Annotated in this window: 25 protein-coding genes and 1 pseudogene; 13 read left to right on the top strand and 13 right to left on the bottom strand. The window is 69.7% G+C overall.

Annotated elements, in window-relative coordinates:
- The 5 genes from BMZ83_RS14185 to BMZ83_RS14165 form a co-directional block, all read left to right on the top strand.
- On the top strand, positions 1–1,154 hold a 1,154-nt coding region (locus BMZ83_RS14185), incomplete at its 5' end, for an AMP-binding protein (protein ID WP_143076986.1).
- A 56-nt stretch (positions 1,155–1,210) separates the two neighbouring features.
- The gene (locus tag BMZ83_RS14180; RefSeq protein ID WP_074880043.1) at positions 1,211–1,735 is read left to right on the top strand and encodes a DUF4212 domain-containing protein; all 525 of its coding nucleotides are present in this window, start codon (positions 1,211–1,213) and stop codon (positions 1,733–1,735) included.
- Entirely contained in the window at positions 1,732–3,381 is a 1,650-nt protein-coding gene (locus tag BMZ83_RS14175) for a VC_2705 family sodium/solute symporter (protein WP_074880040.1), read from the top strand. The genes BMZ83_RS14180 and BMZ83_RS14175 overlap by 4 nt, the downstream gene beginning before the upstream one ends.
- Before the next feature lie 3 nt (positions 3,382–3,384).
- Entirely contained in the window at positions 3,385–3,846 is a 462-nt protein-coding gene (locus BMZ83_RS14170) for a universal stress protein (protein WP_074880037.1), read from the top strand.
- Between the two features lie 60 nt (positions 3,847–3,906).
- Entirely contained in the window at positions 3,907–4,305 is a 399-nt protein-coding gene (locus tag BMZ83_RS14165) for a hypothetical protein (RefSeq protein ID WP_074880034.1), read from the top strand.
- A gap of 18 nt (positions 4,306–4,323) precedes the next feature.
- Here BMZ83_RS14165 and BMZ83_RS14160 read toward each other — a convergent pair whose 3' ends face one another.
- Positions 4,324–4,521: a hypothetical protein gene (locus BMZ83_RS14160; RefSeq protein ID WP_074880032.1), complete on the bottom strand. Its 198-nt coding sequence runs from the start codon at positions 4,519–4,521 to the stop codon at positions 4,324–4,326.
- 194 nt (positions 4,522–4,715) lie between these two features.
- Between BMZ83_RS14160 and BMZ83_RS14155 the strand changes: the two genes are divergently transcribed.
- The 3 genes from BMZ83_RS14155 to gdhB all read left to right on the top strand — a co-directional run bounded on the left by BMZ83_RS14155 (position 4,716) and on the right by gdhB (position 9,202).
- On the top strand, positions 4,716–7,589 hold the full coding sequence (locus tag BMZ83_RS14155; RefSeq protein ID WP_074880029.1) for a bacterio-opsin activator domain-containing protein: 2,874 nt from the start codon (positions 4,716–4,718) through the stop codon (positions 7,587–7,589).
- Positions 7,590–7,760: 171 nt separating this feature from the next.
- Positions 7,761–7,904 (top strand): rubrerythrin-like domain-containing protein, encoded by a 144-nt coding sequence (locus BMZ83_RS16535; RefSeq protein ID WP_143076985.1) that lies wholly within the window; start codon positions 7,761–7,763, stop codon positions 7,902–7,904.
- Between the two features lie 2 nt (positions 7,905–7,906).
- A complete protein-coding gene (gene gdhB, locus BMZ83_RS14150; RefSeq protein WP_074880027.1) occupies positions 7,907–9,202 on the top strand; it encodes a glutamate dehydrogenase GdhB in 1,296 nt (431 codons plus the stop codon).
- A gap of 54 nt (positions 9,203–9,256) precedes the next feature.
- Here gdhB and BMZ83_RS14145 read toward each other — a convergent pair whose 3' ends face one another.
- Together BMZ83_RS14145 and BMZ83_RS14140 are read right to left on the bottom strand one after the other, a co-directional pair.
- Positions 9,257–10,714: an RtcB family protein gene (locus BMZ83_RS14145; protein WP_074880024.1), complete on the bottom strand. Its 1,458-nt coding sequence runs from the start codon at positions 10,712–10,714 to the stop codon at positions 9,257–9,259.
- A gap of 39 nt (positions 10,715–10,753) precedes the next feature.
- Complete coding sequence (locus tag BMZ83_RS14140) at positions 10,754–11,872, bottom strand: DoxX family protein (RefSeq protein WP_074880021.1); 1,119 nt, start codon at positions 11,870–11,872, stop codon at positions 10,754–10,756.
- A 75-nt stretch (positions 11,873–11,947) separates the two neighbouring features.
- Here BMZ83_RS14140 and BMZ83_RS14135 point away from each other — a divergent pair, with 75 nt between their 5' ends.
- Entirely contained in the window at positions 11,948–12,148 is a 201-nt protein-coding gene (locus BMZ83_RS14135; protein ID WP_074880017.1) for a hypothetical protein, read from the top strand.
- Between the two features lie 237 nt (positions 12,149–12,385).
- Here the strand turns inward: BMZ83_RS14135 and BMZ83_RS14130 are convergent, their stop codons facing one another.
- On the bottom strand, positions 12,386–12,811 hold the full coding sequence (locus tag BMZ83_RS14130) for an archease (RefSeq protein WP_074880014.1): 426 nt from the start codon (positions 12,809–12,811) through the stop codon (positions 12,386–12,388).
- Positions 12,811–13,977, bottom strand: coding sequence for a DUF502 domain-containing protein (locus tag BMZ83_RS14125; RefSeq protein WP_074880010.1), 1,167 nt, complete (start codon positions 13,975–13,977; stop codon positions 12,811–12,813). Before BMZ83_RS14125 ends, BMZ83_RS14130 begins: the two co-directional genes overlap by 1 nt.
- Before the next feature lie 120 nt (positions 13,978–14,097).
- Here BMZ83_RS14125 and BMZ83_RS14120 point away from each other — a divergent pair, with 120 nt between their 5' ends.
- On the top strand, positions 14,098–14,457 hold the full coding sequence (locus BMZ83_RS14120) for a hypothetical protein (RefSeq protein WP_074880007.1): 360 nt from the start codon (positions 14,098–14,100) through the stop codon (positions 14,455–14,457).
- On the opposite strand, the gene BMZ83_RS14115 is transcribed toward BMZ83_RS14120, so the two are convergent.
- The 4 genes and pseudogenes from BMZ83_RS14115 to BMZ83_RS14100 form a co-directional block, all read right to left on the bottom strand.
- Entirely contained in the window at positions 14,454–14,711 is a 258-nt protein-coding gene (locus BMZ83_RS14115) for a hypothetical protein (protein WP_074880004.1), read from the bottom strand. The two genes, BMZ83_RS14120 and BMZ83_RS14115, sit on opposite strands and share 4 nt — an antisense overlap.
- Before the next feature lie 232 nt (positions 14,712–14,943).
- A pseudogene (locus BMZ83_RS14110) lies at positions 14,944–15,630 on the bottom strand (nitroreductase family protein).
- A 102-nt stretch (positions 15,631–15,732) separates the two neighbouring features.
- Complete coding sequence (locus BMZ83_RS14105; RefSeq protein WP_074880002.1) at positions 15,733–16,173, bottom strand: universal stress protein; 441 nt, start codon at positions 16,171–16,173, stop codon at positions 15,733–15,735.
- Positions 16,174–16,537: 364 nt separating this feature from the next.
- Entirely contained in the window at positions 16,538–18,361 is a 1,824-nt protein-coding gene (locus tag BMZ83_RS14100) for an ATP-binding protein (RefSeq protein ID WP_074879999.1), read from the bottom strand.
- An 88-nt stretch (positions 18,362–18,449) separates the two neighbouring features.
- On the opposite strand from BMZ83_RS14100, the gene BMZ83_RS14095 reads away from it, so the two are divergent.
- Entirely contained in the window at positions 18,450–18,779 is a 330-nt protein-coding gene (locus tag BMZ83_RS14095) for a DUF7113 family protein (protein ID WP_074879995.1), read from the top strand.
- Between the two features lie 7 nt (positions 18,780–18,786).
- On the opposite strand, the gene BMZ83_RS14090 is transcribed toward BMZ83_RS14095, so the two are convergent.
- The gene (locus BMZ83_RS14090; RefSeq protein WP_074879992.1) at positions 18,787–20,061 is read right to left on the bottom strand and encodes a DNA double-strand break repair nuclease NurA; all 1,275 of its coding nucleotides are present in this window, start codon (positions 20,059–20,061) and stop codon (positions 18,787–18,789) included.
- An 82-nt stretch (positions 20,062–20,143) separates the two neighbouring features.
- Here BMZ83_RS14090 and BMZ83_RS14085 point away from each other — a divergent pair, with 82 nt between their 5' ends.
- Entirely contained in the window at positions 20,144–20,350 is a 207-nt protein-coding gene (locus BMZ83_RS14085) for a hypothetical protein (protein WP_074879990.1), read from the top strand.
- A 5-nt stretch (positions 20,351–20,355) separates the two neighbouring features.
- Here the strand turns inward: BMZ83_RS14085 and BMZ83_RS14080 are convergent, their stop codons facing one another.
- Complete coding sequence (locus tag BMZ83_RS14080; protein ID WP_074879988.1) at positions 20,356–21,366, bottom strand: 5,10-methylenetetrahydromethanopterin reductase; 1,011 nt, start codon at positions 21,364–21,366, stop codon at positions 20,356–20,358.
- 3 nt (positions 21,367–21,369) lie between these two features.
- A complete protein-coding gene (locus BMZ83_RS14075; RefSeq protein ID WP_074879985.1) occupies positions 21,370–22,128 on the bottom strand; it encodes a coenzyme F420-0:L-glutamate ligase in 759 nt (252 codons plus the stop codon).
- A 114-nt stretch (positions 22,129–22,242) separates the two neighbouring features.
- Here BMZ83_RS14075 and BMZ83_RS14070 point away from each other — a divergent pair, with 114 nt between their 5' ends.
- The gene (locus BMZ83_RS14070; RefSeq protein WP_074879982.1) at positions 22,243–23,106 is read left to right on the top strand and encodes an alkaline phosphatase family protein; all 864 of its coding nucleotides are present in this window, start codon (positions 22,243–22,245) and stop codon (positions 23,104–23,106) included.
- A gap of 161 nt (positions 23,107–23,267) precedes the next feature.
- On the opposite strand, the gene BMZ83_RS14065 is transcribed toward BMZ83_RS14070, so the two are convergent.
- A complete protein-coding gene (locus tag BMZ83_RS14065; RefSeq protein ID WP_074879980.1) occupies positions 23,268–24,440 on the bottom strand; it encodes an HD domain-containing protein in 1,173 nt (390 codons plus the stop codon).
- Positions 24,441–24,453: the final 13 nt, after the last annotated feature.

The raw sequence follows: 24,453 nt of genomic DNA, 5'->3' as shown, positions 1-24,453 counted from the left end.
CGAAAGGCGTCAAACACACGACGGGGGGCTACCTCTCGTGGGCGGCGTGGACTTCTCACGCGGTACTGGACATCAAGCCCGAGGACACGTACTTCTGTTCGGCCGACATCGGCTGGATCACCGGCCACTCCTACATCGTCTACGGCCCGCTCGCGCTCGGGACGACGACGATGATGTACGAGGGAACCCCGGATTACCCCGAGCGCGACCGTCTCTGGGAGATCGTCGAGGAGTACGAGGCCACGCAACTCTACACGGCACCGACGGCGATCCGGGCGTTCATGAAGTGGGGGACGGAGTACCCCGACGCGCACGATCTGTCGAGTCTGCGCCTCTTGGGTACCGTGGGCGAGCCGATCAACCCCCGCGCCTGGAAGTGGTACTACAAGCACATCGGCGACGAGTCCTGCCCGGTCGTGGACACGTGGTGGCAGACCGAGACGGGCGGGATGATGGTCACCACGCTGCCAGGGGTCAAGGACATGAAGCCCGGTTCCGCGGGTCCGGCGCTCCCGGGCGTCGATGCCGAGATCCTCGACACGACCGGTGAGGAGGTCGACCCCGGACGGGCGGGCTATCTGACGATCCAGAAGCCCTGGCCGGGGATGCTCCGGACCCTCTACCAGAACGACGAGCGCTTTATCGACGAGTACTGGCGCGAGTACTCCGACATCGAGAGCGACGACCCCGAGGACTGGACCTACTTCCCGGAGGACGGGGCGAAGATCGACGAGGACGACTACATCACGGTGCTGGGCCGCGTGGACGACGTGCTCAACGTCTCCGGGCATCGGCTCGGGACGATGGAGATCGAGTCGGCGATCGTCGGCGTCGAGGGCGTCGCCGAGGCCGCCGTGGTGGGCGGCGATCACGACGTGAAAGGCGAGGCCGTCTACGCCTACGTCATCACCGAGGACGGCTACGACGAGACCGAACAGCTCCGAGAGGCGATCGTTCAGGGCGTCGAGGACGCGATCGGCCCGATCGCCCGCCCCGAACAGGTGATCTTCACGCCCGAACTGCCCAAGACGCGCTCGGGGAAGATCATGCGCCGACTGCTCGAGGACATCGCCAACGGCGAGGAACTCGGCGACACCTCCACCCTGCGCAACCCCGAGATCGTCGAGGAGATCCGGGACAGCGTACAGCAGTAACCCCGACGCACCGTTTTTCGAACACGAACGGACCACGACCGACACACGCACGATCTATGACACACAATACCTCACACGAACCGGACGACGACACCGACGACCTCGCCACCGACGGCGGCCGATCGTCGCCGCCGGCCGGCGGGACCGACGGCGGCCGACCGTCGCCGCCGTCCGACGAGACCCACGGCGGCGTCGCCGAGCGCGAGGCGGAGGTGGACTACCTCGAGACCGAGATCAACATCCTGAGTCCCAACACGCCGTTCATGCGGGACCACCTGAAGCTGGTGTGGGCGGGCTTTCTCGCGTGGACGGTGCTCACTTGGGGGCCGGTGGTTGCGACCTACCTGGCGCCGGAACTGATGACCCAGGAGATACCCGTCATCCAGTTCCCGGCGCACTACTTCACGGTCGCGTTCGTCGCGCCGACGAGTTCGCTCGTGCTGGCGTTCATCTACTCGCGGCGGCGGGACAGACTCGACGAGAAGTACGGCATCGACCACTCCGAGACCGTCGACGCCGGCTCCGGCGGCGGGTCGGAGCCCGACGAGAGCGTCGCCGCCGACGGGGGTGAGGACGTATGAACGCGCTCGCCGCGGCGGCGCTGCAGTCGAGCGAACTCCTGCCGGAGGCGCTGGACATCTCGTTCAAGCCGATCCCGGCGGTGCTGGTGATCGCGATGCTGGCGCTGTTCCTCGTCGTCGGCTACCTGTTCAAGGTGGCCGACACCGAGGGGATGTGGGTCGCCGGGCGCTCGATCGGCAACGTGGAGAACGGGATGGCGATCGGCGCCAACTGGATGTCCGCCGCCTCCTTCCTCGGCCTGGCCGGGCTGGTCGCCCTCTCCGGGTTCTACGGGCTGGCGTTCATCATCGGCTGGACCGCAGGCTACTTCGTGTTGCTCATCTTCCTCGCCGCCCAGATGCGGCGGTTCGGGAAGTACACCGCGCCGGACTTCGTCGGCGACCGCTTCAACTCCGACACCGCCCGCGCGATGGGCGCGCTGACGACGATCCTGATCGGCTTCGTCTACTCGGTCGGGCAGGCCCGCGGGATGGGGCTGGTCGGCCTCTACGTGTTCGGCACCGACTACGTGACGATGGTGGTCATCATGATGGCGATCACCGTCGCGTACCTGAGCCTCTCGGGGATGATGGGCGCGACCAAGAACATGGCCGTGCAGTACGTCATCCTCATCGTCGCCTTCCTCGCGGCGGTGTACGTCGTCGGCTTCACCGGCGACTACTCGACCGTCCTGCCCCAGATCGAGTACGGGGCGCTGATCAACGACCTCAACAGCGAGTTCTCCGAACCGTTCGCGAACTCGTCGTTCTTCCTCTGGGTCGCCACCGCGTTCTCGCTGGTGTTCGGAACCTGCGGCCTCCCGCACGTGCTCGTGCGGTTCTACACCGTCGAGAACGAGAGGACCGCCCGCCACTCGACGGTCTGGGGGCTGTTCTTCATCATGCTGCTGTACTGGGGCGCGCCCGCGCTGGCGGCGTTCGGCGTCGACCTCTACGACGCCTCCCAGTACGGCCCGACCTACGCCGCCGAGGGCGGGATGTCCGGCGGCGAGGGTGACCTGATCGTCGTGCTGGCCGCCCAGCTCTCGAACCTTCCGACGTGGTTCGTCGGCCTCGTCGCCGCCGGCGGGATCGCCGCCGCCATCGCGACGACCGCGGGCCTGTTCATCACGGCCTCCTCGGCGGTCTCACACGACATCTACACCAACATCATCAACCCCGACGCGACCCAGCGCGAACAGGTGCTGGTCGGCCGGGGGACCATCGTCGTCCTCGGGGCGATCGTCACGCTCACCGCGCTCGACCCGCCCGCGCTGGTCGGCGAACTGGTCGCGCTGGCGTTCTCGCTCGCGGCGATCGTGCTGTTCCCGATGTTCTTCCTCGGGCTCTGGTGGGAGAAGACCAACCGACAGGGCGCGCTCGCGGGCATGAGCGTCGGCCTGCTGGTCTGGATCGCCGCGGTGGTCAACGACCTGATCGTGCCGTTCAGTGACCTCTACGGACAGGTGTTCCCGGCCATCGGCGCCGCGCTCGTGGGGACGCCGCTGGTGTTCGCGATCACCATCGTCGTCTCCCGGCTCACCGAGGAGCCGCCCGAGGACACCAAACGCATGGTCCGGCAGTGTCACAGCCCCGAGCCGATGTCCCGCCAGGAGAGCGCCGAAGACGTCGCGACCGACGGGGGCGAGACCCCCGCGGACGACTGATCCATGTACGACAACATCCTCGTTCCGACCGACGGAAGCGACACCGCCGAGGCCGCCGTGGACCGCGCGGTCGACCTCGCCGCGAAGTACGACGCCACCGTCCACGCGCTCTACGTCATCGACGTGGACGCGGTGAACTACTCGCTGGGCACCGAGCAGGTCGACCGCATCCGGCAGGGCCACCTCGACGACATGCCCGAGGTGAAACAGGCCGCCGACGAGGCGACGGGCTACGTTGCCGACGCCGCCGAATCCGCGGGGGTGCCCGCCGAGGAGCACGTCCGCGCCGGCCAGCCGGCACGGGCCATCCGCAACGCCATCGACGAACTCGGCGCCGACCTGGTCGTGATGGGGAGCCACGGCCGCTCGGGGATCTCCCGGGCGCTGCTCGGCAGCGTCGCCGAGCAGGTCCTCCGGAAGACGCAGATCCCCGTGTTGGTCGTCGACGCGCGAGGGGAGGAGTGAGTCCGGCCGGGGGGTGACGCCGCCGAAAGGCACGTCCCCCTCGCGCGCCTCGTTCCGCGTATGTCCTACCCCGTCACCTACTACTGCCCGTGCTGTGGCGCAGTCCACGAACTCGAGCGCGAGGGGTATCTCGCGGACAAGAGCGTCACGCCCTACCCGCTTTCCGGATGGAACTACGTCGACCCGGACGAGCCGTTCGAGGACGCGGCGGGCATCGACGGCGTCCGGATCGTCTGCGGCGACGGGGAGCTACTGCTCTCCGGGGACGACCTCCCGGCGGGCGCAGACGCCCCCGACGAGGGCTGTGGCGAGCCGTTCTACCTCTCCTTCGTCCGGTTCGAGGACGGGGTCGAGATCGAGCCGGAGCCGGAGGGCGACCGCGTCACGATCGGCCTCGGCACCCACGGCCCACGCGGACCGGACGAGCCGGGCGGGCCGGCCGGCCCCCACGACGACTGAGCCCCCGCGGCCGACCGCTCACTCCTTCTGGAACCATCCGTACACCGTCGGGTGGCTGAGGAGGTTCGCCGCCGTGAGCGCGATCGCCACCACGCCGCCGGCGACGACCAGTTGCGTGTACGGGTCCGGCGGCGTGAACAGGATCGCCAACGGGAACGCGACCGTGGTGATCCCGAGGGCGAGGAGGACGAACCGACCGCGCCGGGTGTCGAGCATACGCGGTGTAGCGCCCGGGCGGGGGTAAATGTCTCCGGTCGCCGTGTGAGGTATGGTCGCAGGGGACACGTTGGTATCGAAAGAACGGTCGATCACGAAGGTTGATAGTTAAACAACGACGTTTTCATCGCCGGGCGACTACCGTCGGGAACACACGGCCGCCGAGCCGTCACCGGCGGCGTCGAACCCCCAACATGCCCTCGCTATCCGACACCGTCCTCGACGACTCGCGGGTCGCCGTGGTCGGCGAGACCGACTGGACGACCGCCGTCGCCGACGCGCTGCGGAGCCGGACGGACAGCACTGTCGACGCCGTCGACACGGCCCCGGCCGCACTCGAACTCGTTCGGACGGACGCCGTCGACGCCGTCCTCACCGCCCGGGAGGTCGGGGACTCGACCGGGATCGACCTCGTCCGCGGGATCCGCGACACGACGACGACGCTCCCCGTCCTCCTCGGGACCGCCGCGGGCAGCGAATCGCTCGCCAGCGAGGCGATCGAGGCGGGCGTCACCGACTACGTGGTCGTCGACGGCCCGCTCGACGAGGTCGTCGAGGACACGCTCGGGCGAACCGAGGAGGCGATTCGCGCCGCCCAGCGCAAGCGGACCCGGCGCGACCGCGCCCGCCAGTTCGACGCCACGTTCGACGACGCCCGAACCGCGACCTGGGTACTCGACCCGGACGGGACGCTCACGCGGGTCAACGGGGTCGCCCGGGAGATGGTCGACGCGGACACCGACGCCGTCGTCGGGCAACCGTTCTGGACGCTCCCGTGGTGGCCCGACGACGACACCGCCGCGGCCGACGTTCGACGGCTCGTCGAGACGGCCAGGAACGGCGAGTTCGGCCAGGCGGTCGTCACCCGCGACGGCGTCACAGGCGACCGCGTGTTCGAGCTCTCGGTCCGCCCCGTGAAGGACGAGCGGGGGCGGCTGGTCTCCATCGTGGTCGACGGGATGGACATCGGCGACCGCGTCGACCTCGAACGCGAGCTCCGGCAGTCCGAGGAGCTCCACCGCGTCACGCTCAACAACATGACCGACACCGTCCTCATGACCGACGAGGACGGCGAGTACACGTACGTCTGTCCGAACGTCCACTTCATCTTCGGCTACACCGCCGACGAGATCCGGGAGCTGGGGACGATCGACGAACTGCTCGGCGACGACCTGTTCGACCGCGAGGCGCTCGCCGAGACGGGCGTGCTGAAGAACATCGAGATCACCGCGACCGACAAGGCCGGCCGTGAACACACGCTGCTGGTCAACGTCCGCGAGGTGTCGATTCAGGACGGGACGCTGCTGTACAGCTGTCGCGACATCACCAAGCGCAAGCAGCGCGAGCAGGCGCTGGCCACGCTCCAAGAGACCGCCCGGGACTTCCTCTACGCCGAGACCCACCAGGAGATCGCCCAGCACGTCGTCGACGACACGGCGTCGGTGCTCGATCTCGACGCGGGCGCCGTCTACCTGTTCGACGCCGACGACAACCACCTCCAGCCCGCCGCCCAGTCACCGGGGATGCGGGAAGCCAACGGCCCCCTGCCGACCGTCCACGCCGACGGGCGCGACCTGACGAGCCACAGCTTCGTTGAGGACGAGGCGCTCTTCTTCGACGACGTGCACGCCGACGATCGGCTCCAGAACCCCGCGACCGACCTCCGGAGCGCGGCGTACATCCCGCTCGGCAACCACGGCGTGTTCATCGCCGGCACCACCGAGGTCGGCGCGTTCGACGACGTGACCCGCGAACTGGCGGACCTGCTGGCCGCGACGGCCGAGGCCGCGCTCGACCGCGTCAGCCGCGAGTCCCAGCTCCGCGAGCAGGACCGCGAGCTCCAACACCGGAACGAGCAGCTCACCACACTCAACCGCATCAACGAGACGATCCGGGAGATCGACGGGGCGCTCGTCCGCTCGGAGACCAGGGAGGAGATCGACCACACCGTCTGCGAGCGGCTGACCGCCGAGGACCGCTTCCGGTTCGCGTGGATCGGCACCGTCGACGCGGCGACCGAGACCGTCAACCCGGCGACGTGGGCCGGCGCCGAGGAGGGGTACATCGACAGCCAGTCGTTCCCGGTCGCTGCCGACGGCGTCGAGCCGGCGGGCCGAGCCGCCGCGACCGGGGAGGTGACGCTGGTGTCGAACGTCGCCGCCGACCTCCGGGCGGCGCCGTGGCGGAAGGCCGCCATCTCCCGGGACTTCCTCTCGGTGCTGAGCATTCCGCTGGTGTACAACGATCTCACCTACGGCGTCCTGACGGTGTACGCCGAGACCCCGGACGCGTTCGACGACCCCGTTCGGACGGTGCTCGGCGAACTCGGGGAGACCATCGCGTCGGCCATCAGCGCCAGCGAGCGCAAGCGCGCGCTGCTCACCACGTCGATGACCCGCGTCGACTACGCGGTGTCCGACCGCTCGTTCGTCCTCACGCAGTTGGCCGGCGCCGCGGACTGCACGCTCAGCTACGAGGGCGGCGTCCAGCAGACGGCGAACGGGAACTACGTGTTCGTCACCGTCGAGGACGCACCCGTCGACAGCGTCGTCGACGCCGCGGCGGGGCTCGTGTTGGTCGACGACGTCCAGGAGATCCGCGGCGGCGAGACCGGCGGCGTGGTCCGGCTCCAGCTCTCGAAGCCGTTTCTCGCGACCGAACTGGCCGACCACGGCGCCATCCTCCAGACCGCCGCGGCGACCGGGTCCGGGACGGAGCTCACCATCGACGTGCCCGGCAGCGTCGACACCAGACACGTCAGCCAGTTCCTGCGCGAGCGCTTCGGCGAGGTGGAGCTCACCGCCAAACAGACCAGAGAGCAGGCCTCCGAACACGGGTTCTACGCCTCGGTGCTCGAGCGCCTGACCGACCGCCAACTGGAGGTGTTGGAGACGGCGTACTACAGCGGCTTCTTCGAGACGCCCAGGCGCCTCACCGGCGAGGAGGTGGCCGAGTCGCTGGACATCTCGCCGCAGGGGTTCTACCAGCACGTCCGGACCGTCCAGCGCAAGCTGTTCGCCGCCCTGATCGACGACCACGCGCCGGTCACGACCGCACACGCCGATTGAGGGAGTGAGCGGCGCGCTCCCGTCCGTTCTGCCGGATCGTGTGGGTTCGGCACACCGTTGAATGATCAACCCACCCGTTTCGGAGCCGTTCGGTAGTCAACGAGGGAATACTCCCCGGTCCCCCCGTTAGTGAGGGCGAGTACCCGTCACTGGCTGTCGGGACTCGTCACTATGAGAGACGTCGACCAGAACCCGAACGAGGAGACGCCCTACGAGTGTTTCCAGTGCGGCAACGTGATCGTCGCCGAAGACAACCCCGGGCAGTGTCCGGACTGCGCCGGTTCGATGCGGAATCGACGGACGCCGATCGAGTAATCATGGCATCCACATCCACAACAGAGACCGAGCAGCCCCCGGAGGAGCCGACCGAGCACGAATCGGCGCTGCAGACCGCGCGTCGCCAGCTCCAGCACGCCGCCGACCACCTCGACATCGACCCGAACATCGTCGAGCGGCTCAAACACCCCAAGAGCGTCCACGAGGTCACGGTCCCGATCGAGCGCGACGACGGCGGCGTCGACGTGTTCACGGGCTACCGAGCCCAGCACGACAGCGTCCGCGGCCCCCACAAGGGCGGCCTGCGCTACCACCCCGAGGTCACGCGCGACGAGTGTGTGGGCCTCGGCATGTGGATGACCTGGAAGTGCGCGGTGATGGACCTCCCCTTCGGCGGCGCCAAGGGCGGGATCTCCGTCAACCCGAAGGAGCTGAGCGATCGCGAGAAGGAGCAGTTGACGCGTCGGTTCACCGAGGAGCTCCGTGACGTGATCGGGCCGACGGTCGACATCCCCGCGCCCGACATGGGGACCGACCCGCAGACGATGGCGTGGCTGATGGACGCCTACTCGATGCAGGAAGGCGAGACGATCCCGGGCGTCGTCACCGGGAAGCCGCCGGTCGTCGGCGGTAGCAAGGGCCGCGACAGCGCGCCCGGCCGCAGCGTCGCCATCATCGCCCGCGAGGCGATCGACTACTACGACATGGACATCCAGCAGACCTCTGTCGCGGTCCAGGGGTACGGCAGCGTCGGCGCCAACGCCGCCCGCCTGCTCGACGAGTGGGGCGCCAACGTCGTCGCGCTCAGCGACGTGAACGGCGGCATCTACGACACGAACGGGCTCGACACGCACTCGATCCCGACCCACCACGAGGAGCCGGAAGCGGTGATGACCCACGACGCCCCCGAGACGGTCTCCAACGAGGAACTGCTCGAACTCGACGTGGACGTGCTGATCCCGGCAGCCATCGGCAACGTGCTGACCGCCGACAACGCCGACGCGGTCGACGCCGACCTCGTCGTCGAGGGGGCGAACGGTCCCACGACGACGGCGGCCAGCGAGATCTTCGCCGAGCGCGACATCCCGGTGATCCCGGACATCATCGCCAACGCCGGCGGCGTGACCGTGAGCTACTTCGAGTGGCTCCAGGACATCAACCGCCGCGCGTGGTCGCTGGAGCGCGTCAACGACGAACTCGAGACCGAGATGCTCGCGGCGTGGAACGACGTTCGCGAGGAGTTCGAAAGCCGCGACGTGACCTGGCGCGACGCCGCCTACATCGTCGCGCTCTCCCGCGTCGCCGAGGCCCACGACGCCCGTGGGCTGTGGCCCTGATCGCGGCGGGGAGATCGTCGATCGTCCCCCGCTGAGGCGCCGGGGGGACGGGACTCAGCCCTTGATGTTGCAGACCGGGAACGTCCGTGCCACCCTGTCCCCGATACCCAGTTCGTCGCTGACCCGGACCACCTCGTCCACGTCCTTGTACACCCCAGGTGCCTCCTCGGCGATCGTCGCGCCGGAGTTGGCCTTCACGTAGATGTGGTCCTGCTCGGCGAGGTCGTCCTGGACGTCGCCGCCCCAGAACTCCTGTTTGGCCTGCGTGCGGGACATCAGCCGCCCGGCGCCGTGGGCGGTCGAGCCGAACGTCTCCTCGAGCGAGCGGTCGCCGCCTTTCAGCACGTAGCTCCCCGCCCCCATCGAGCCGGGAATGATCACCGGCTGGCCCACGTCGCGGTAGGCGTCGGGCACCTCCGCGCGCCCGGCCGGGAACGCCCGCGTCGCGCCCTTTCGGTGGACGAACAGCTCCCGCGCCTCCCCGTCCACGTCGTGCGTCTCGCGCTTGGCGATGTTGTGGGCCACGTCGTACAGCAGTTCCACGTCGGCGGCGTCGACGGCGTCGAAGACCTCGGCGAGCGTCTCCCGCGTCCGGTGGGTGATGAGCTGGCGGTTCACCCACGCGAAGTTGACCGCGGCGCACATGGCGCCGTAGTACTCCTCGGCCAACTCGGAGCCGGCGGGCGCGGCCGCGAGGTCCTTGTCCGGGAGTCGGTCGAGCAGGTCGCCGTGTTCCTGCTCGATGCGCCGGACGTAGTTCGAGCAGATCTGGTGACCCAGCCCGCGGCTGCCACAGTGAATGAGGACGACGATCTCGCCCTCGCGCAGCCCGTAGGCGTCGGCGACCGCGTCGTCGAACGTGTCGGTCACGCGCTGGAGCTCGAGGAAGTGGTTCCCCGAGCCGAGACTCCCCATCTGGTTCATCCCGCGGTCCTTCGCCTTCTTCGAGACGAACTCGGGCTGCGCGTCGGGCCGCCGCCCCTCGTCCTCACAGTGGGCGAGGTCGGCCTCGGTCGCGTACCCCTGCTCGACGGCCCACTCGACGCCGCGTTCGAGCGCCCCTTCGACGGCGTCGCGGCTCCCCTCGACGACGCCGCCGCCACCGAGCCCGGAGGGGATCGCCTCGAAGAGTTCGTCGACCAGTTCCTCCTCTCGGCCGCGCACGTCGTCGTAGGTGAGCGGCGTGCGGAGCATCCGGACGCCGCAGTTGATGTCGAAGCCTACAGCTCCGGGCGAGATACAGCCGTTCTCGGCGTCGACGGCGCCGACGCCGCCGACGGGGAAGCCGTAGCCCTGGTGGGCGTCCGGCATCGCGAGGGCGTGCTTCGTCATCCCGGGGAGGTGGGCGGCGTTTTTCAGCTGTCGGAGGCTGTCGTCCTCGCCGATCTCCTCGAGCAGCGCCTCGCTCGCGAGCACGCGGGCGGGGACCTCCATCCCGCCCTCCTGGGGGATCTCCCAGACGTGCTCCCGGACGCGTTCGAGCGTGACGTCGTCGAACTCCCTCGTAGTCATACCCGACCGTGGGGCCCGAAGCGGAAAGACCGTTCCGTGTCAGTCGGCCGTCGGCGCCGCGTCCCCGCCGGCCCGCTCGACGCGGGCGTCGCTCCCGAACCGCTCGGCCAGCCAGCGATCCAGCGAGTACGCGCCGCCGCCGGTGATCACTAGCACCGACACCAGTCCGAACAGCGAGACGTGCGCCATCACGGGGTCGTCCGGCAGCCCGAACAGCGTGGTGGTGAACATCAGGATCGCCACGCCACAGCCGGCCCGGGTGAACAGGCCCAGCGCGAGCGCGATCCCCAGCGCCATCTCCGTGAGCGCGGCGCCGACGACCCAGAGTTCCGGCGAGACGGGGACGACCGAAGTCAGGTCGTACTTCGCGACGACGGCCAGCGCCTGGCCGGGCATGAACAGCTTCTGGACGATCCCGAGGTAGACGAACGACGCCCCCAGCCCGACCCGGACGATAACCGGGACGAGATCCGTCCGAGCCGCGAGGCGCTCGCCGATCGGCGCGAGGGTCTCCCGGACCGGGTCGAACCGCTGGTACACCGTGCCCTCGGCGGCCGAGAGCCGGGAGAACACGTGGTCGGCGCTGGGGCGGCCACCCCCGAGCAGGAGGATCACGAGGAAGCCCGGAACGTACTCCAGGGCCAGCAACAGCGCGGGGCTGAACGCCAGCCCCACCACGTAGCCGAGGAGTCCCGCGAGCGCCGCGATCCGGGTCGCGAAGCCGAACACGAGCAGGAACCCGACGCTGATGCCGTACAGCCGGATCAGCGGCCCCGGCAGGCCGAGCAGGTCGGCGGTCGCGGCCGGCGAGAAGAGGTAGCCGGTGAAGCCCGCGCCGACCATCGGGAGCCCGATCGCGAGCCGGGCGAGCCACGGCAGCAGGTCGTCGTAGCTCCGGAGCGTGGTCCTCAGGACGGCGAGGTCGGCCCGGAACGGTCGGAACCGGAGCCAGCCGGCGCCGGCGGCGACGGTCCCGACGCCCCCGCCCCCGAGCAGCGCGAGCGCGAGGGGGTCCGCCGCGATGGCGGCGAGCAGTTCGGCGGCCCGTTCCCCACCATCGCTGGGAGTCACGTACCGGACGTGTGCCAGCGCCCGCCCCGGGATCGCGGCGAGCAGTACAGCGAGCGTCAGCGGCGCGATCGCGGTGTGGCGCGTCATACCACCTGCTGTGTCCGGGAACGGGAAAGGTCGTTCCCCCGTAGCACTATATCGGCGGCAGCCACAGCACCGGCCATGGCGACCAGACGCTGCCCGGACTGCGGCGTAACGATGGAGGAGACGACGACGCGGACCTCGGACGGGTTCGAACTCCACCTCGTGACCGACGAGCCCAAGGAAGGACTCCTGGGGAGCCTCGGCGCGAAGGAGAAACTGAAGCCGACGACGTACGTCTGTCCGGAGTGCGGGCTCGTCCGGCAGTACGTGGACACGTAGCGCCGACGCCGTCGTGAGAATATCCGGACACGATCACGGTAGTGGCTCCATCGTCGCGGAACGGAGTCCGCGAGCGGTCACGAACCGTGATCGGTTTACACGATCACGGCAACACGCTCCGCGGCCGCGACACGGCGGTCGCGGCGGTTCGCGAGCCACGGTCGGTAACACACGATCACGGCAACACGCTCCGCGGCCGCGACACGGCGGTCGCGGCGGTTCGCGAGCCGTGATCGGTTACACGTCGAACACGACGTACGCCTCCCACCCCCCGTCGACGCGCCGGAGGTCCATCTCCGAGTAGGTCACCGCCTTCACCTCCCGGGCGACGACCGCCGAGAGCGGCACACCCCGGTAGCTGGCGTCGACCGACCACTCGCCGTTCCCCTCGACGCGGGCCTCGTTGTCGACGGGGAGCACCGCCCGTACGTCGCGTTCGTAGATCAGCTCGTCCAGGTAGTCGTACAGCGCCGCCTCCGGGTTCTCGGCGACGACCCGGAGGTCGGCGCGCTCGCCGCCGTCGGCGGCGTCGGGCGCCGGCCAGTCGTCGCACATCGCCGCCGCGAGCCCGTCGGCGACGGCCGCGAACGTCGCGCCGACGTCGTCGCCGGTCGCTTCGACGGCCACGTCGGCGGTGTGCTCCCGCAGCGTGAACTCCCCCATCAGTTCCCCTCGCCGGACTCCGCCGGGGAAGCGTCGTCGGTCGTCTCCCCGTCGTCGGCCGCGTCCCCCTCCGCCGGCTCCCGGCCGGCCGCCGCTGCCGGGGGCTCGTCGGTCCGGTCACGCGCCTCGGCTTCCCGGTCGGCAGCGGCCGCGGGGGGCTGATCGGTCCCGTCGGCCTCGTTGGCGTACCGGCCCGCCTCCTCGGCGGGCGTGACGTTCGCTCGCCGGGCGTCGGATCGCGCCGTCCCCGCGTCGGCGTCGGCCTCGGAGCGCTCACGGCGGGCGATGTCGTCGGGCGTCGTCGACCGCTCGGGGTTGACCGACTCGTCGTAGGTTTCCGAGCGGTCGGTGTCGGCCGATTCCGACCGCCTGACTCCGGGCGAGTCCCGTCCGGGGGTGAACTGCTGGTCGGCGTACTCAACGCCCGCGAGATCCCGCATCGCCGCCGCCGACAGGCCGCCGTCGCCGGTCCGGGTGCCGCCGGCGACGGCGACGCCGCTGGTGACGATGGCGCGGATCCCCTCCTCGACGGTCATGTCCACGTCCATCACGCGGTCGGCGGGCATGTGAACCAGGTGGCCGCCCATCACAGGGTTCGGTGCGAGCGGGAGAAACAGCGTGAGCATCTCGGGGTGGCCCGCCGGTTCGGCGAGCGCGTCCGGCGTCTCGGTGGTGACGAACCCCAGCGTGTACGCGCCCTCGTGGGGGAACTCGACGAGTTTCACCTCGCGGAAGCTCTGGGTGTCCGACTCCAGCATCACGTTGCTCATCTGCCGGAACGACTCGTAGACGCCGCCGACGGCCGGGATCTGGGAGATGAAGTAGTCGAAGTAGTTCACCGCGCGCTCGCCCCACTCGGTGGTGTTGGTGAAGACGCCGACCACCATGATGACGACCAGCAGGATCACCGGCGTCGCGAGTTGGACGACGACGATCCCGACCGGGATATCGCCGTACACCGGGATGTTCACCAGGTTCCCGGCGTCGATGATCCCCTGCGCGAGAACCGTGAGCGTGTTGTAGACGTACTGGAACGCGATCGCCAGCACGATGACCGTGACCAGCATCGGCACGACGACCGCCAGCCCCGTAACGAACGACTCACGGAGCGTCTCCCGCGTCGACTTCCGGACGCGCTGGTCCATCCGCAGGTCCGACTCGTCCATTCGTGCGCACCAACGCGGTGACTCCCGCTAAAGCCTTCGGCCACGGGGGCGCCGGGATCGTTCTCGGCAGCTGTCACGACGCCCACCACGCTTTCCCTCGTGCGCCGCGACTGGACACGTATGGCCCCGATAGACGGACTCATCGTCGGAGTCGTCAGCCTGCTCGTGGGCGCGCTCGCGATCCACATCGGCGCGAAGATCGTGCTACGGAAGGATCCCGCGTTCGGGGACGCCGTCGTCGCCGCCGCCGTGGGGGCGCTGGCCTACGCGCTGCTCGGCTTTATCGGCGGGATCCCGGTCGTCGGCCCGGTGCTGCTGCTGGTCCTGTGGATCGGCATCGTGAACTGGCGCTACCCGGGCGGCTGGATCCGCGCCGCGGGGATCGGCTTCGCCGCGTGGCTGGCGGCGATCGTGCTACTGTGGGTCCTCTCGCTGGCGAACCTCGTCGAGTTGTCGGCGCTCGGTATCCCGGGCGTCTAACCGGCTGACGATCCGCGGCGCGATCGGGCGATCGCGTCGACGGCGATCAACAGCCCCGTCACGAGGGTGAGGACGCCGACGGCGCGTCCGACCAGTTCAGCGTTCCCGTCCGTCTCGATCTCCGACGGCCGTTGGCTCGTTCCCGAGGCTTTCAGGTGGCGGTTGAGTCGATCGACGGCCGGGTGGTCGATCGCGAGCAGTACCCCGCCGGAGACGAGGAAGCCGCCGAACGCGAGTTGTCCGGGCACGACCATGAGTGGGGACGATGGCGGTAGAGCAAAGTTCTGTTCGTACTGACCCGTGGGCCGGCCGACGTCGAGTCCGCTAGCCGTGAGTGATGGTGACACGATCACGGCGACACGCTCCGTCGTCACGGAACGGAGCCCGCGACAGGTTAACGCGCCGTGGGTGGCTACTACACGACCACGGCATCACGCTCCGTGGCAGCGACACGGAGGTCGCTGCAGGTCGCGCGCCGTGGTCGACTTACTGCGTCGCGTAGCTCTCGGCCACGACCCCGTCGTCGAGTTCGGCCTCCGCCGGCTCGAACTCCTCGCGATGGACGATATCGTCGACTGAGCGGCGGAACTTCCGGGGCGTGTTCGTGTCCCGGGCGTTGGCGGCGGCGTGTCCCATCGTCACCAGCATCACCGGCTCGTACCCGTCGCCGATGTCGAACTCCCCGCGCAGCGCCTCGCCGTCGAAGCCGCCGACCGGACAGGTCGCCAGCCCCTCGGCGCGGGCGGCGTGCATCAGCGTCATCCCCGCCAGCGCGGTGCTGCGGGTGGCCCAAAGCCGGTTCTCCGACTCGTCCCGTTCGGCCATCCCATCGATGGTCTCGAGCAGGTCTTCCTTGGCCGCCTCGTTGGGGAGCTACCCCTTCCGGAGCTGGTCCTCGGCGACGGCCTCGGCGTGGGCGCTGGGGTCGGTGTTGCCCAGCACCGCGACGGCCACGGGCGCGTCGGTGACGTGTTCCTGGCCGTAGGCGACCTCCTTGAGTCGCTCGCGGTTCGGGTCCTCGGTCAGCACCAGGAACTCCCACGGCTGGAGGTTGTAACTGGAGGGGCTGTACCGAACTTGGTCGAAGACGGCCGCGATGGTGTCGTCGTCGACCGGCTCGTCGCTGTACTCGTGGACGCTGCGTCGGGTGAGGACCGCCTCGTCGAACTCCATGTCCGATCGAGGCGGCTCGGGGTTTAATGCCTGTCGTATAGCGCGTAATTAGGTCACCTCGGGGCTATAGGTAACTCCCGCGTCACCGTCGTGTCGTCGCCGCTACCGGACGACAGTGACCGGAACGGGCGACTCGCGGACCACCTTCTCGGCGACGCTCCCGAGCAGCATGCGTGAGACGCCGGTGCGGCCGTGACTCCCGATCACGAGGTGGTCGTACCCGGGGGCGTCGACGTCGTCGCTCTCGCCGCGGGCGACGTTGACGATGGCCTGGGGCGGCCGCCCGACCGCGGTCTCGGTCCGGAACTCGGTCTCGTACTCCTCGTCCGCGTCCGCGAACAGTTCCTCGGCGTCGGCCTTGGCCTGCTCGAACCACTCCTCGCCGCCGCTGGGGATGCCGACGCCGGCGCTGTAGCCGGCCTCGACGGGGTTGATGACGTACAGCAGCGTGAGATCGTGGTCGGCCCACTCCTCGACGGCGAACTCGAGGGCGTCCTCGGCCTGCGGCGTGCCGTCGTACGCGACGAGTATGCGGTCGGTCATGGCTGGGGGTTCGAGGGCATCCGTGAAAAGCGGGGTGGCGGATTCGCCGCCGAGGCGCGGCGGGTGCGGTCGGTCGCGAGACGTTTGGCCATACACGGTCACGGCAACACGCTCCGTGCAACGATCCGGAGATCGTCGCTGGTCATACGCCGTGACCGGTTCGACACAGTCACGGCATCGGTTCCGGGCGCCGATCCGGAGATCGCCGCTGGTCGCACGCCGTGACTGGTTCGACACAGTCACGGCAACACGCTCCGTGACCGCGACACGCAGGTCGCGGTCGGTCTCGAGCGGAGACTGGTGTTACTCGCCGTGTCTGGTAACACATCGCCACGCGTCACGACGACGCGGAGGTCGTCGTCGATCACTCGCCGTGGCGAGTGACACACTCGCTCAGCCCGATCAGCTCCACCGGCTCGGAGTTGTCGGGCGAGTAGACCACCATCTGTCCCTTCTCCATGTAGGGGACCTTCCGGGCCAACTCGCTCGGGATGTTCACCGACGAGATCGCGTCCTCGTCCCCGAGGTTCAGCACGACCTTCGTGTTCACCTGCTTGAACACCGGCTCCGCGATGTCCTGGGGGTCCTGGGTGATCAGGAACAGCCCCAGTCGCTCCTTCCGACCCTGCTTGGCGGCCTCGGTGAACTTCTGAACGACCTTCCGGGCCTGCACGGTGTCGGCCTCCGAGAGGAAGTTGTGGGCCTCGTCCATCCCCAGCACCAGCGGCGTCTCCTTGATGCGCTGGCTCTGCGGGGAGTTCGAGAGCTTGTCGTCGACGAGCAGCGACGAGACCGCGAGGACGAACATCTCCTTCGCCCGCGAGGTCGAGAGGTGGTAGGTCGGCACGACCGTCAGCCCGCCCGGGCGGACGAGCTCGTGGTCCAGTTCCGTGATCGGCCGCGCGTCCTGATCGAAGATCCCGTTGGGGATCCCGCGAACGCGGCGCTTGACGGCGTCGAACGTCGCCTCGTGGACGCGCCCGGACTCGTGGAGCTCCTCCTGCAGGCCCGGGTCGTCGAGGTAGGTCAAGAACTCCTCGTAGGTGCCGTTGCTCCCGTAATCGCTGAAGAACCGGTTGAGGAGCGTGAGCAGCGCCGGGTACTGGTTGTCGTTCAGCCCGCCGCCGGCGACGAGCCACGGCATGTCGTACTCGTCGACGACCGAGAACGGGATGGTGAACCGCACCTGCTCGGCGCGGTGGTTCTCGCCGCCGTAGGTGACGCCGTCCTCGACGGGCACCAGCGCGACCGTGTCGTCGTGGCCGCCGTGGGCGATCCCCTCCCGGTCGAGCTTGCGGGCGAACTCGTCGTCCATATCGGGGTTGTCGTCGTGCATCTGGGCGTACTCGTCCTGCGGGTCGAACTGGACCACGGCGGGCGACACGTCGCGGCCGTCGTCCATGGGGTAGCTCCGGTCCGAATCGAGATACTGCCGCAGCACGTTCTTCGAGGCGTGGGTCTTCCCCGACCCGGTGCCGCCGGCCACGAGCGTGTGCCGGAAGACGAGGGGGTCGCCGTCGGCGTACTCGTCCTTCACGCGGTAGTCGACCGTCGGCGGTTCGGCGGCGGTGCGGACCTTCTCGCCGCCGACGGAGAGGTGGCCGAGGAAGACGCCGTCGCCGGGGATCTTCAGCCCGGTCTTGATCTGCTCCTCGTCGGCGGCCTCGCGGGCCAGCGCGCCCGGCTTGGGGACGCGGTCGGTCATCCGCCGTTTGAGTTCGCCGCCCTCCTCATAGATGACCGCCACGGGCTCCAACTCGGCCATGAACTTGTAGTCCCGCTCCTCGAACTCCTCACGGCGCATCTGTCGGCGGGCGTGGATCTCGGTGGCGTCGTCGGACTGGAACTCCTGGGCGTACTCCAGCGCGGCGATGGAGCAGAAGAGCGTCTCGTCGTCGGGGTAGGGGACCAGCAGGTAGCTCCCCAGCCGGACCGAGTCGCGGTTCCCGGTGGTGATGAACGCCCGCAGCCGCGTCTCGTCGCCGTCCTGCGAGACGCGCAGCCCCTGCGAGACCGAGACGGTCCCCAGTCCCTGGTCGGCGCCCGCCGGCTCCGTGCCGTAGCGCTCGAACTCGGCCTCGTCAGCGCGGGCGTCGTCGGCCGGGGCGTCGTCGCTCGCGTCGGCGGCGGAGGCGTCGTCGTCGCCCACGTAGTCGGTGAAATCGCCAAGATCGCCCGAATCGCTCATGCGCCGGACGTGGGGGGCTCCCGGCATACACCTTTCCCTGCGGCGCCGCGGGCACCACCCCTAAGAGTGCCGACCGACTAGCTCGGGTATGATTCACGTCAGCGGCCACGGCGGGGGCACGACGCTCACCGGCACCGTCTTCGAGCGCGGCGAGGAGCCCCCCTCCTACAAGGGCGCCCCCGACGAGGACGCCGCCTACGTCTGGGTCTGCGACGAGTTCTACCAGGTCGAGAGCGGCGGCTCGGCCATCGAGATCGACGGCGAGGAGATCCGGGTCGCGTTCGAGTCGCCGATGCCCCGCGGGTTCGACACGCGCGAGCAGGCGATCGAGGCCGCACGCGAGCACATCCGCACGCAGTTCGCCCGCATCGGCGTCGACGACGTGACGGTCGACGTGGAGAAGGAGACGCCGGCCTGATCGGTCGCTACTCCTCCTCGCCCCAGCGCAACCGGTCGTACGTCGACCGCGACTCGCTGCCGAACGTCTCCTCGAACCTCCGGCGGATCGCCCCCTTCTCGCCGGCGCCGATCTTCGCGAGTTCGTCGGCCTTCCCAATCGCCTCCGGCGGGCCGCGCTCGGTCGCGACCTCGCTCAGCAGTTGGGTCGTCAGCGCCGCGCGCGTCTCGGGGTCGCGCGTGACGGCGTAGGGCGCCTCGATCTTGTACGTCACGTCGGTCCGGGGGTCGTAGAGGTAGCAGAACGTCACCTCGTACGCCTCGGGGTCGAGGCGGCGCTGGATCCCCATCGCGTCGCCGTCGTCGGACATCGGCTCGTCCGAGGAGCCACGCGAGCGGAACCACGAGGTGAAGGTGAGATCCGACTCGTCCCGGGCGGCCGCCGGGTCGCCGTCGCGCCCGTTCTCGTCCTCCCGACCCCCCTCCTCGCGACACTCGAGCAGGCGGGTGAACAGCGCGGCGTCGTCGGCCCACGGCGTCGGCGTGCGGTCCGACAGCGTGCGGACGATGAAGCGGGAGGTCGGGTTCTTCACGAACCCCGCGATCGGGATCCCGCGCTCGACGAACCCCTCGACGAGGCGGACGTAGTTCTCCATGATGTTCTGGGGGGCGGCCTCCTTGGTCGCCTCCGCCAGCGCGGGATCGCGGGACTCCCAGTTGAACAGCCGCTTGGGGTAGAGCGGGCCGTCGAGCAGGAGGAGCTCCTCGACGGCGTCGGCGTGTTCGAGCGCGTGGGAGGACTCGGCGAGGTAGAGCGCGAGTTCGTGGGTCACCTCGTCGGCGAACTCCGCGACCTCGGGGACCTGCAGCACCCGCTGGCGGCTGTAGCCGTCGTCGTAGCGCTGCCAGTCGGTCCCGTACTCCCGGGTCGCGTCGTTGGCGTGGACGGTCGCGACCAGCGAGCGCGAGCGGTGGAGTTCCAGATCCGTCGGCGCCGCGGCCATCGCGGCCTGGGCCACGTCGAGCAGCAGGCCGTTCTTGAACCCGGTCGGGTTGAGCGTGCCGGCGTCGAGCCCGTGGGTCGTGGCGAACGGCCGGTCCGCGAGCGCCACGTCGTCGATCGCCGCGGCCCGGAGCGACGGCTCGTCGAGCGGGTCGACCACGACCCGGCCGTCCTCGCGCAAGGGGTCGAGCAGCTCCCACGCCCGCGCGGCGTGGTCGTCGTGGTCGGAGTCGTCGACGGTGCCCGCGATGGAGGCGGCGATGCGGGCGATGGTGTCGACGTGAATGGGGTCGAGCGTCACGGGGAGGGCGACGGCGGGCGCCCCCAAAACTCCCTCGGCTGTACTCGGAAAAGCGAAGTGGCCCCCGGCGCAACGATCAGCCATGGCCACGCTGCAGGAGTTCGCGACCCGCATCGTCACCGACCTGCCCGAGATGGGACGGCTGTTCGAGGGCGTCGTCACCCAGGACCCGCTCTCGGCCGTCTCGGCCGCGATGGGGGCGCTGTTCGTGCTCGCCGCCAGCGGCGCGCTGGCGTATCTGGCCTTCGGCGGCCTGCTCGACCTGCTCGGCGCGGGTTCGACGCGGTAGTCGGTTCAGACGCGTTCTTCGGCCAGTTCCAGCGCCTCACTCGCCAGTTCGACGGCCTCGTCGAGCTCCGGCCCCAGCGGCGAGCCACAGACGACCCCGTCGGCGTGTTCGAGGACGGCGGCGAGCCGGTCGGCAACGTCGTCGACGGTCCCCGCGGCCGCGAAGGCGTCGATCATCCCGGGTGAGACCCGCTCGAACGCCCCGGTGAAGTCGCCCTCGCTGATCCGCTCTCCCACAGCGGCGGCGCGCTCGGGGTCGACGTCGTGTCGTGAGAGGACCGGATCCGGCGCCCCGGCGGCGATGAACGCCACCGGCGGGCGCGCAGCCTCGCGGGCGACCTCGCGCTCGCTGGCCACGCTCACGCTCGCGTACGCGAGGAAGTCGAACGAGCCGCGGTGATCCGGCCGCTCCTCCAGGCCCTCCGCGACGCGGTCCCCGGCCCACGCGAGATCACGCGGGTGCGAGCCGTTGAACAGCAGCCCGTCGGCGTGTTTCGCGGCCATCCGGCACATGTGCGGTCCCTCGCCGCCGACGTACACGGGGATCCCACCGGGCGGCTCGTAGTTCAGGCCGGCGTCCTCGGCGACGAAGGTGCCGTCGTGGTCGACGCGCTCGCCGGTCCAGAGTCGCTCGGCGACCTTGAACGCCTCCAGCACCGAGCGCAGGCCGCGGTCGTCGCCGTCGACGCCCAGGTTCCGGAGCGTCGAGGGGTCGCCCGGGCCGATGCCGAATACGCCGCGCCCGCCGGAGTGCTCGTCGAGCGTCGCCATCCGAGAGGCCAGCGCGACGGGGTGGCTCTCGTGGGGGTTGGCGACGCCGGGGCCGAGCCGGATCGAGTCGGTCTGGGCGGCGACGGCGGCGAGCGTCTGGAACGGGTCGCGGTTGTTGTAGTGTGACGACGCGAACACGGCGTCGAAGCCCGCGCTCTCGGCGGTCTCCCCGAGGTCAACGAGTCGGGAGACGGGGTGTTCGGGCGTGAGTTCGATCCCGCGCCGGATGGGTGAACCGTCCTGCATCGCTCAGCCCTCGTACTCCCAGTCCCGCAGCGCTTGGCGCACGAAGTCCCCGCGCATCTCGCGGAACATGTTGTCGCTGCCGCCGTGGTCGCCGAACTCCCAGTCCCGGACGATCACGACGGGCGTGCCGTCGTCGCCCTCGCCGGAGACGAGGTTGGCGGCGCCCGCGAGCTCGTCGACGACGCTCTCGACGGTGACCTGCAGTTCGTGGCCGTCGCGGTCGGTCTCGCCGCGCCAGTCCCGCGAGGCGGGCATGCCGGCCCAGCCGATCGCGACGGCGCGCTGGCCGTGCCGGAACGAGCGTCCGGACGTGTCGGAGACGATCACCGGCGGCGACTCGGGGAGAGACTCGTGGATTCGCTCGGCGGACTCCCCGGGGCGCTTGGGGAGCAGCAGGAGGTCGTGCTCGGGCACGTTCGAGCGGTCGATCCCCGCGTTGACGCCGACGTGGCCGAAGCGCGTCTCGGTGAGGATGAACGGCGCCTCCATCACCACGTCGGTGCTCTCCTCCAGTACGGCCTGGGCGAAGCGAGGGTCCTTCTCCTCGCCCGAGATATCCTCGAGGTTCCGGGCGATCTCCTTGGCCCGCGGGGCGGCGGGGAAATCTTCGAGGTCGGCGGCTCGCCCCTCGGCCTTCGAGACGACCGTCGAGGCCACACAGACCACGTCGTCGGGGCGGAGGTCCACCCGGTCGGCGATCATCGCCGCCAGATCGTCGCCCTCGCGGATCTCCGGTAACTCCGGTACGGCGAACAGTTCCATACCGCGTACTGTGGGGCGTACCACAAAGTCGTGTTGAAGGCGCGAACCGGTTCTTTCGCCGCTTCGAGAAAGCAACAGGAATAGGTAGAACGGCTGTGAAGGCCCGGGTAATTGATGCGGGATCAGGACTTCCTCGAGTCCGAGTGGGACTACTGCTTGGTGCTCGACGCCTGCCGGTTCGACGTGTTCAACGAGATCTACGACGAGTATCTGGACGGGCGCCTGGAGAAGCGCCGCAGCGTCGGGTCGTCGACGCCGGAGTGGGCCTACCGCAACTTCACGGGCCAGCACGACATCGCGTACTTCTCCGGGAACCCGTTCATCAACGATCTCGGGATCCCGCTGAACGAGCTCAAGTGGGGCGCGAGCTGTGACTACGAGTGGACCGCCTCGGACCACATCAGCGAGGTGTTCGACGTCTGGAAGTCGGGCTGGAACGAGGAGCTCGGAACGGTCCCCCCCGAGGGGATAACCGAGGCGTTCCGGAACAACCGTGACGCCGTCGAGCGCGCCGAGCGGACCGTCCTCCACTACATGCAGCCCCACGCCCCCTACCTCTCCCGGGGGAAGGGACAGAAGCTCAAACAGATCCAGAAGGGGATCCGGAAACAGGAGGAGGCGGAGAACGGCGACGCGGAAGCGGACGGCGGCACGCTCGCCTCGATGAGCGACCGGCTCCGGACCAACGTCGAGAGCGTGCTCGACGGCAGCGAACTCGCCCAGAAGGCCGGGCTCTGGCTCGAACTCGATCCCGCCGACGTGATGAAGAACGGGACGCAGGAGGCCGCACTCGGGCTGTACGAGGAGAACCTCCGGATCGTGCTGGAGGACGTCGCCGAGTTCGTCGACGAGCTCGACGGCCGGGTCGTCGTCACCGCCGACCACGGCGAGGCGTTCGGCGAGGAGGGGGTCTGGGAGCACCACATCGAGACCCCCATCCCGCCGCTGATCGAGGTGCCGTGGCTGGTTCTGGACTGAACCCTGTCGCGGCCGACGCCGAACAACGAACGACTGATACGGCCCCGCACCCAATCCCCGCCGGGCGGCAGTGACGAGGGTTACCCCCACAGAGCCCCTTGTGACGATGGATTCTCCCGAGCCGCCCGTTCTACCCACCGAGCGACGCCGATAGCGCTCGCTCAGCGCTGTACGTGCTCGGGGAGCCCCAGCACGTCGACGGCCGCCGACGCGACCGCCTCGCGGTCGGCCTCGGGCGCGTAGACCCCCAGCCGCCAGCCGTCGCGCTGGGCCTCTCGAATCGCGCCGACCAGTCCCGACGCCTCCTCGAGTCGCTGGACGACGCCGTCGACGACGACCCGGGCGTTGGACTCCTTCATCGACGGCCGCCGGGGGACGTCGACGATCACCGACGACTCGTCGACGCCGGCGCGCTCGGCGATGTCGCGCTCGGCGACGCGCTCGTCCTCGTGGTCGAGTTCCAGCAGATGGGCCGGCGTGTCCGAGAGCCCCGCCCAGACCGTCCGCTTGAACAGGTCGCGGCGCTCGATCCGCCCCCCGAGGTCGGGGACGTGCTCGCCCAGCGCGACCAGCAGGTCGTGGTCGGCCATCCGGGCGAACTGCTCGATCCCCACGCCGTTCTCGCCGGCGAGCAGGCGCTCGCTGGCGCGTTCGAGCATCGACCCCGCGATCCGGGAGACGTGGTGGCGGTAGACGATCCCGTTCATCAGCCCCCGGGCGAGCAGCAGCGACTCCGCGGTGCGGACGTTGCCCGCGGCCAGCACGAGTTCGCCGTCGCGGTAGCGCAGCGAGCGCACGAGCCGCCCGTGGTCGATCGAGCCGTAGGGGACGCCGGTGTGGTGGGCGTCCCGCACGAGGTAGTCCATCCGGTCCACGTCGAGTTCGCCCGAGACGAGTTGGCCGAGTTCGCCCTCGCCGCGGACGAGCGCGGCGACGCGGTCCGGCGAGAGGTCGTGGTCGCGGAGGGTGTCGGCGATGCCCGTCTCCTCGACGACGCCGGCGATCTCGTCGTGGTGGCGGCCGGCGTGGCGCATGATGATCTCCTCGGTCTGGTGGCCGTAGGGGCCGTGGCCGACGTCGTGCAGCAGCGCCGCCGCGCGGACGTGGGCGGCGCGCTCGCCGTCGACGCGCAGGTGCGAGAGCGCCTCGCTGGCGAGGTGGTACACCCCGAGGGAGTGCTCGAAGCGCGTGTGGGAGGCCGAGGGGTAGACCAGCCGGATCGTCGAGAGCTGCTTGATGTGCCGGAGCCGCTGGAACGCCGGCGTGTCCAGCAGGTCCGCCGCGACCGGAGAGAGGGTGATCCAGTCGTGGACGGAGTCCTTGATCGCGTTCATACGGGGTCCCCGG

The sequence above is a fragment of the Halolamina pelagica genome (assembly GCF_900115675.1).
In the GTDB taxonomy this organism is placed as follows: Archaea; Halobacteriota; Halobacteria; order Halobacteriales; family Haloferacaceae; genus Halolamina; species Halolamina pelagica.
The sequence above is the reverse complement of the archived record's forward strand: the minus strand, read 5'-3'. Positions and strand labels throughout refer to the sequence as shown.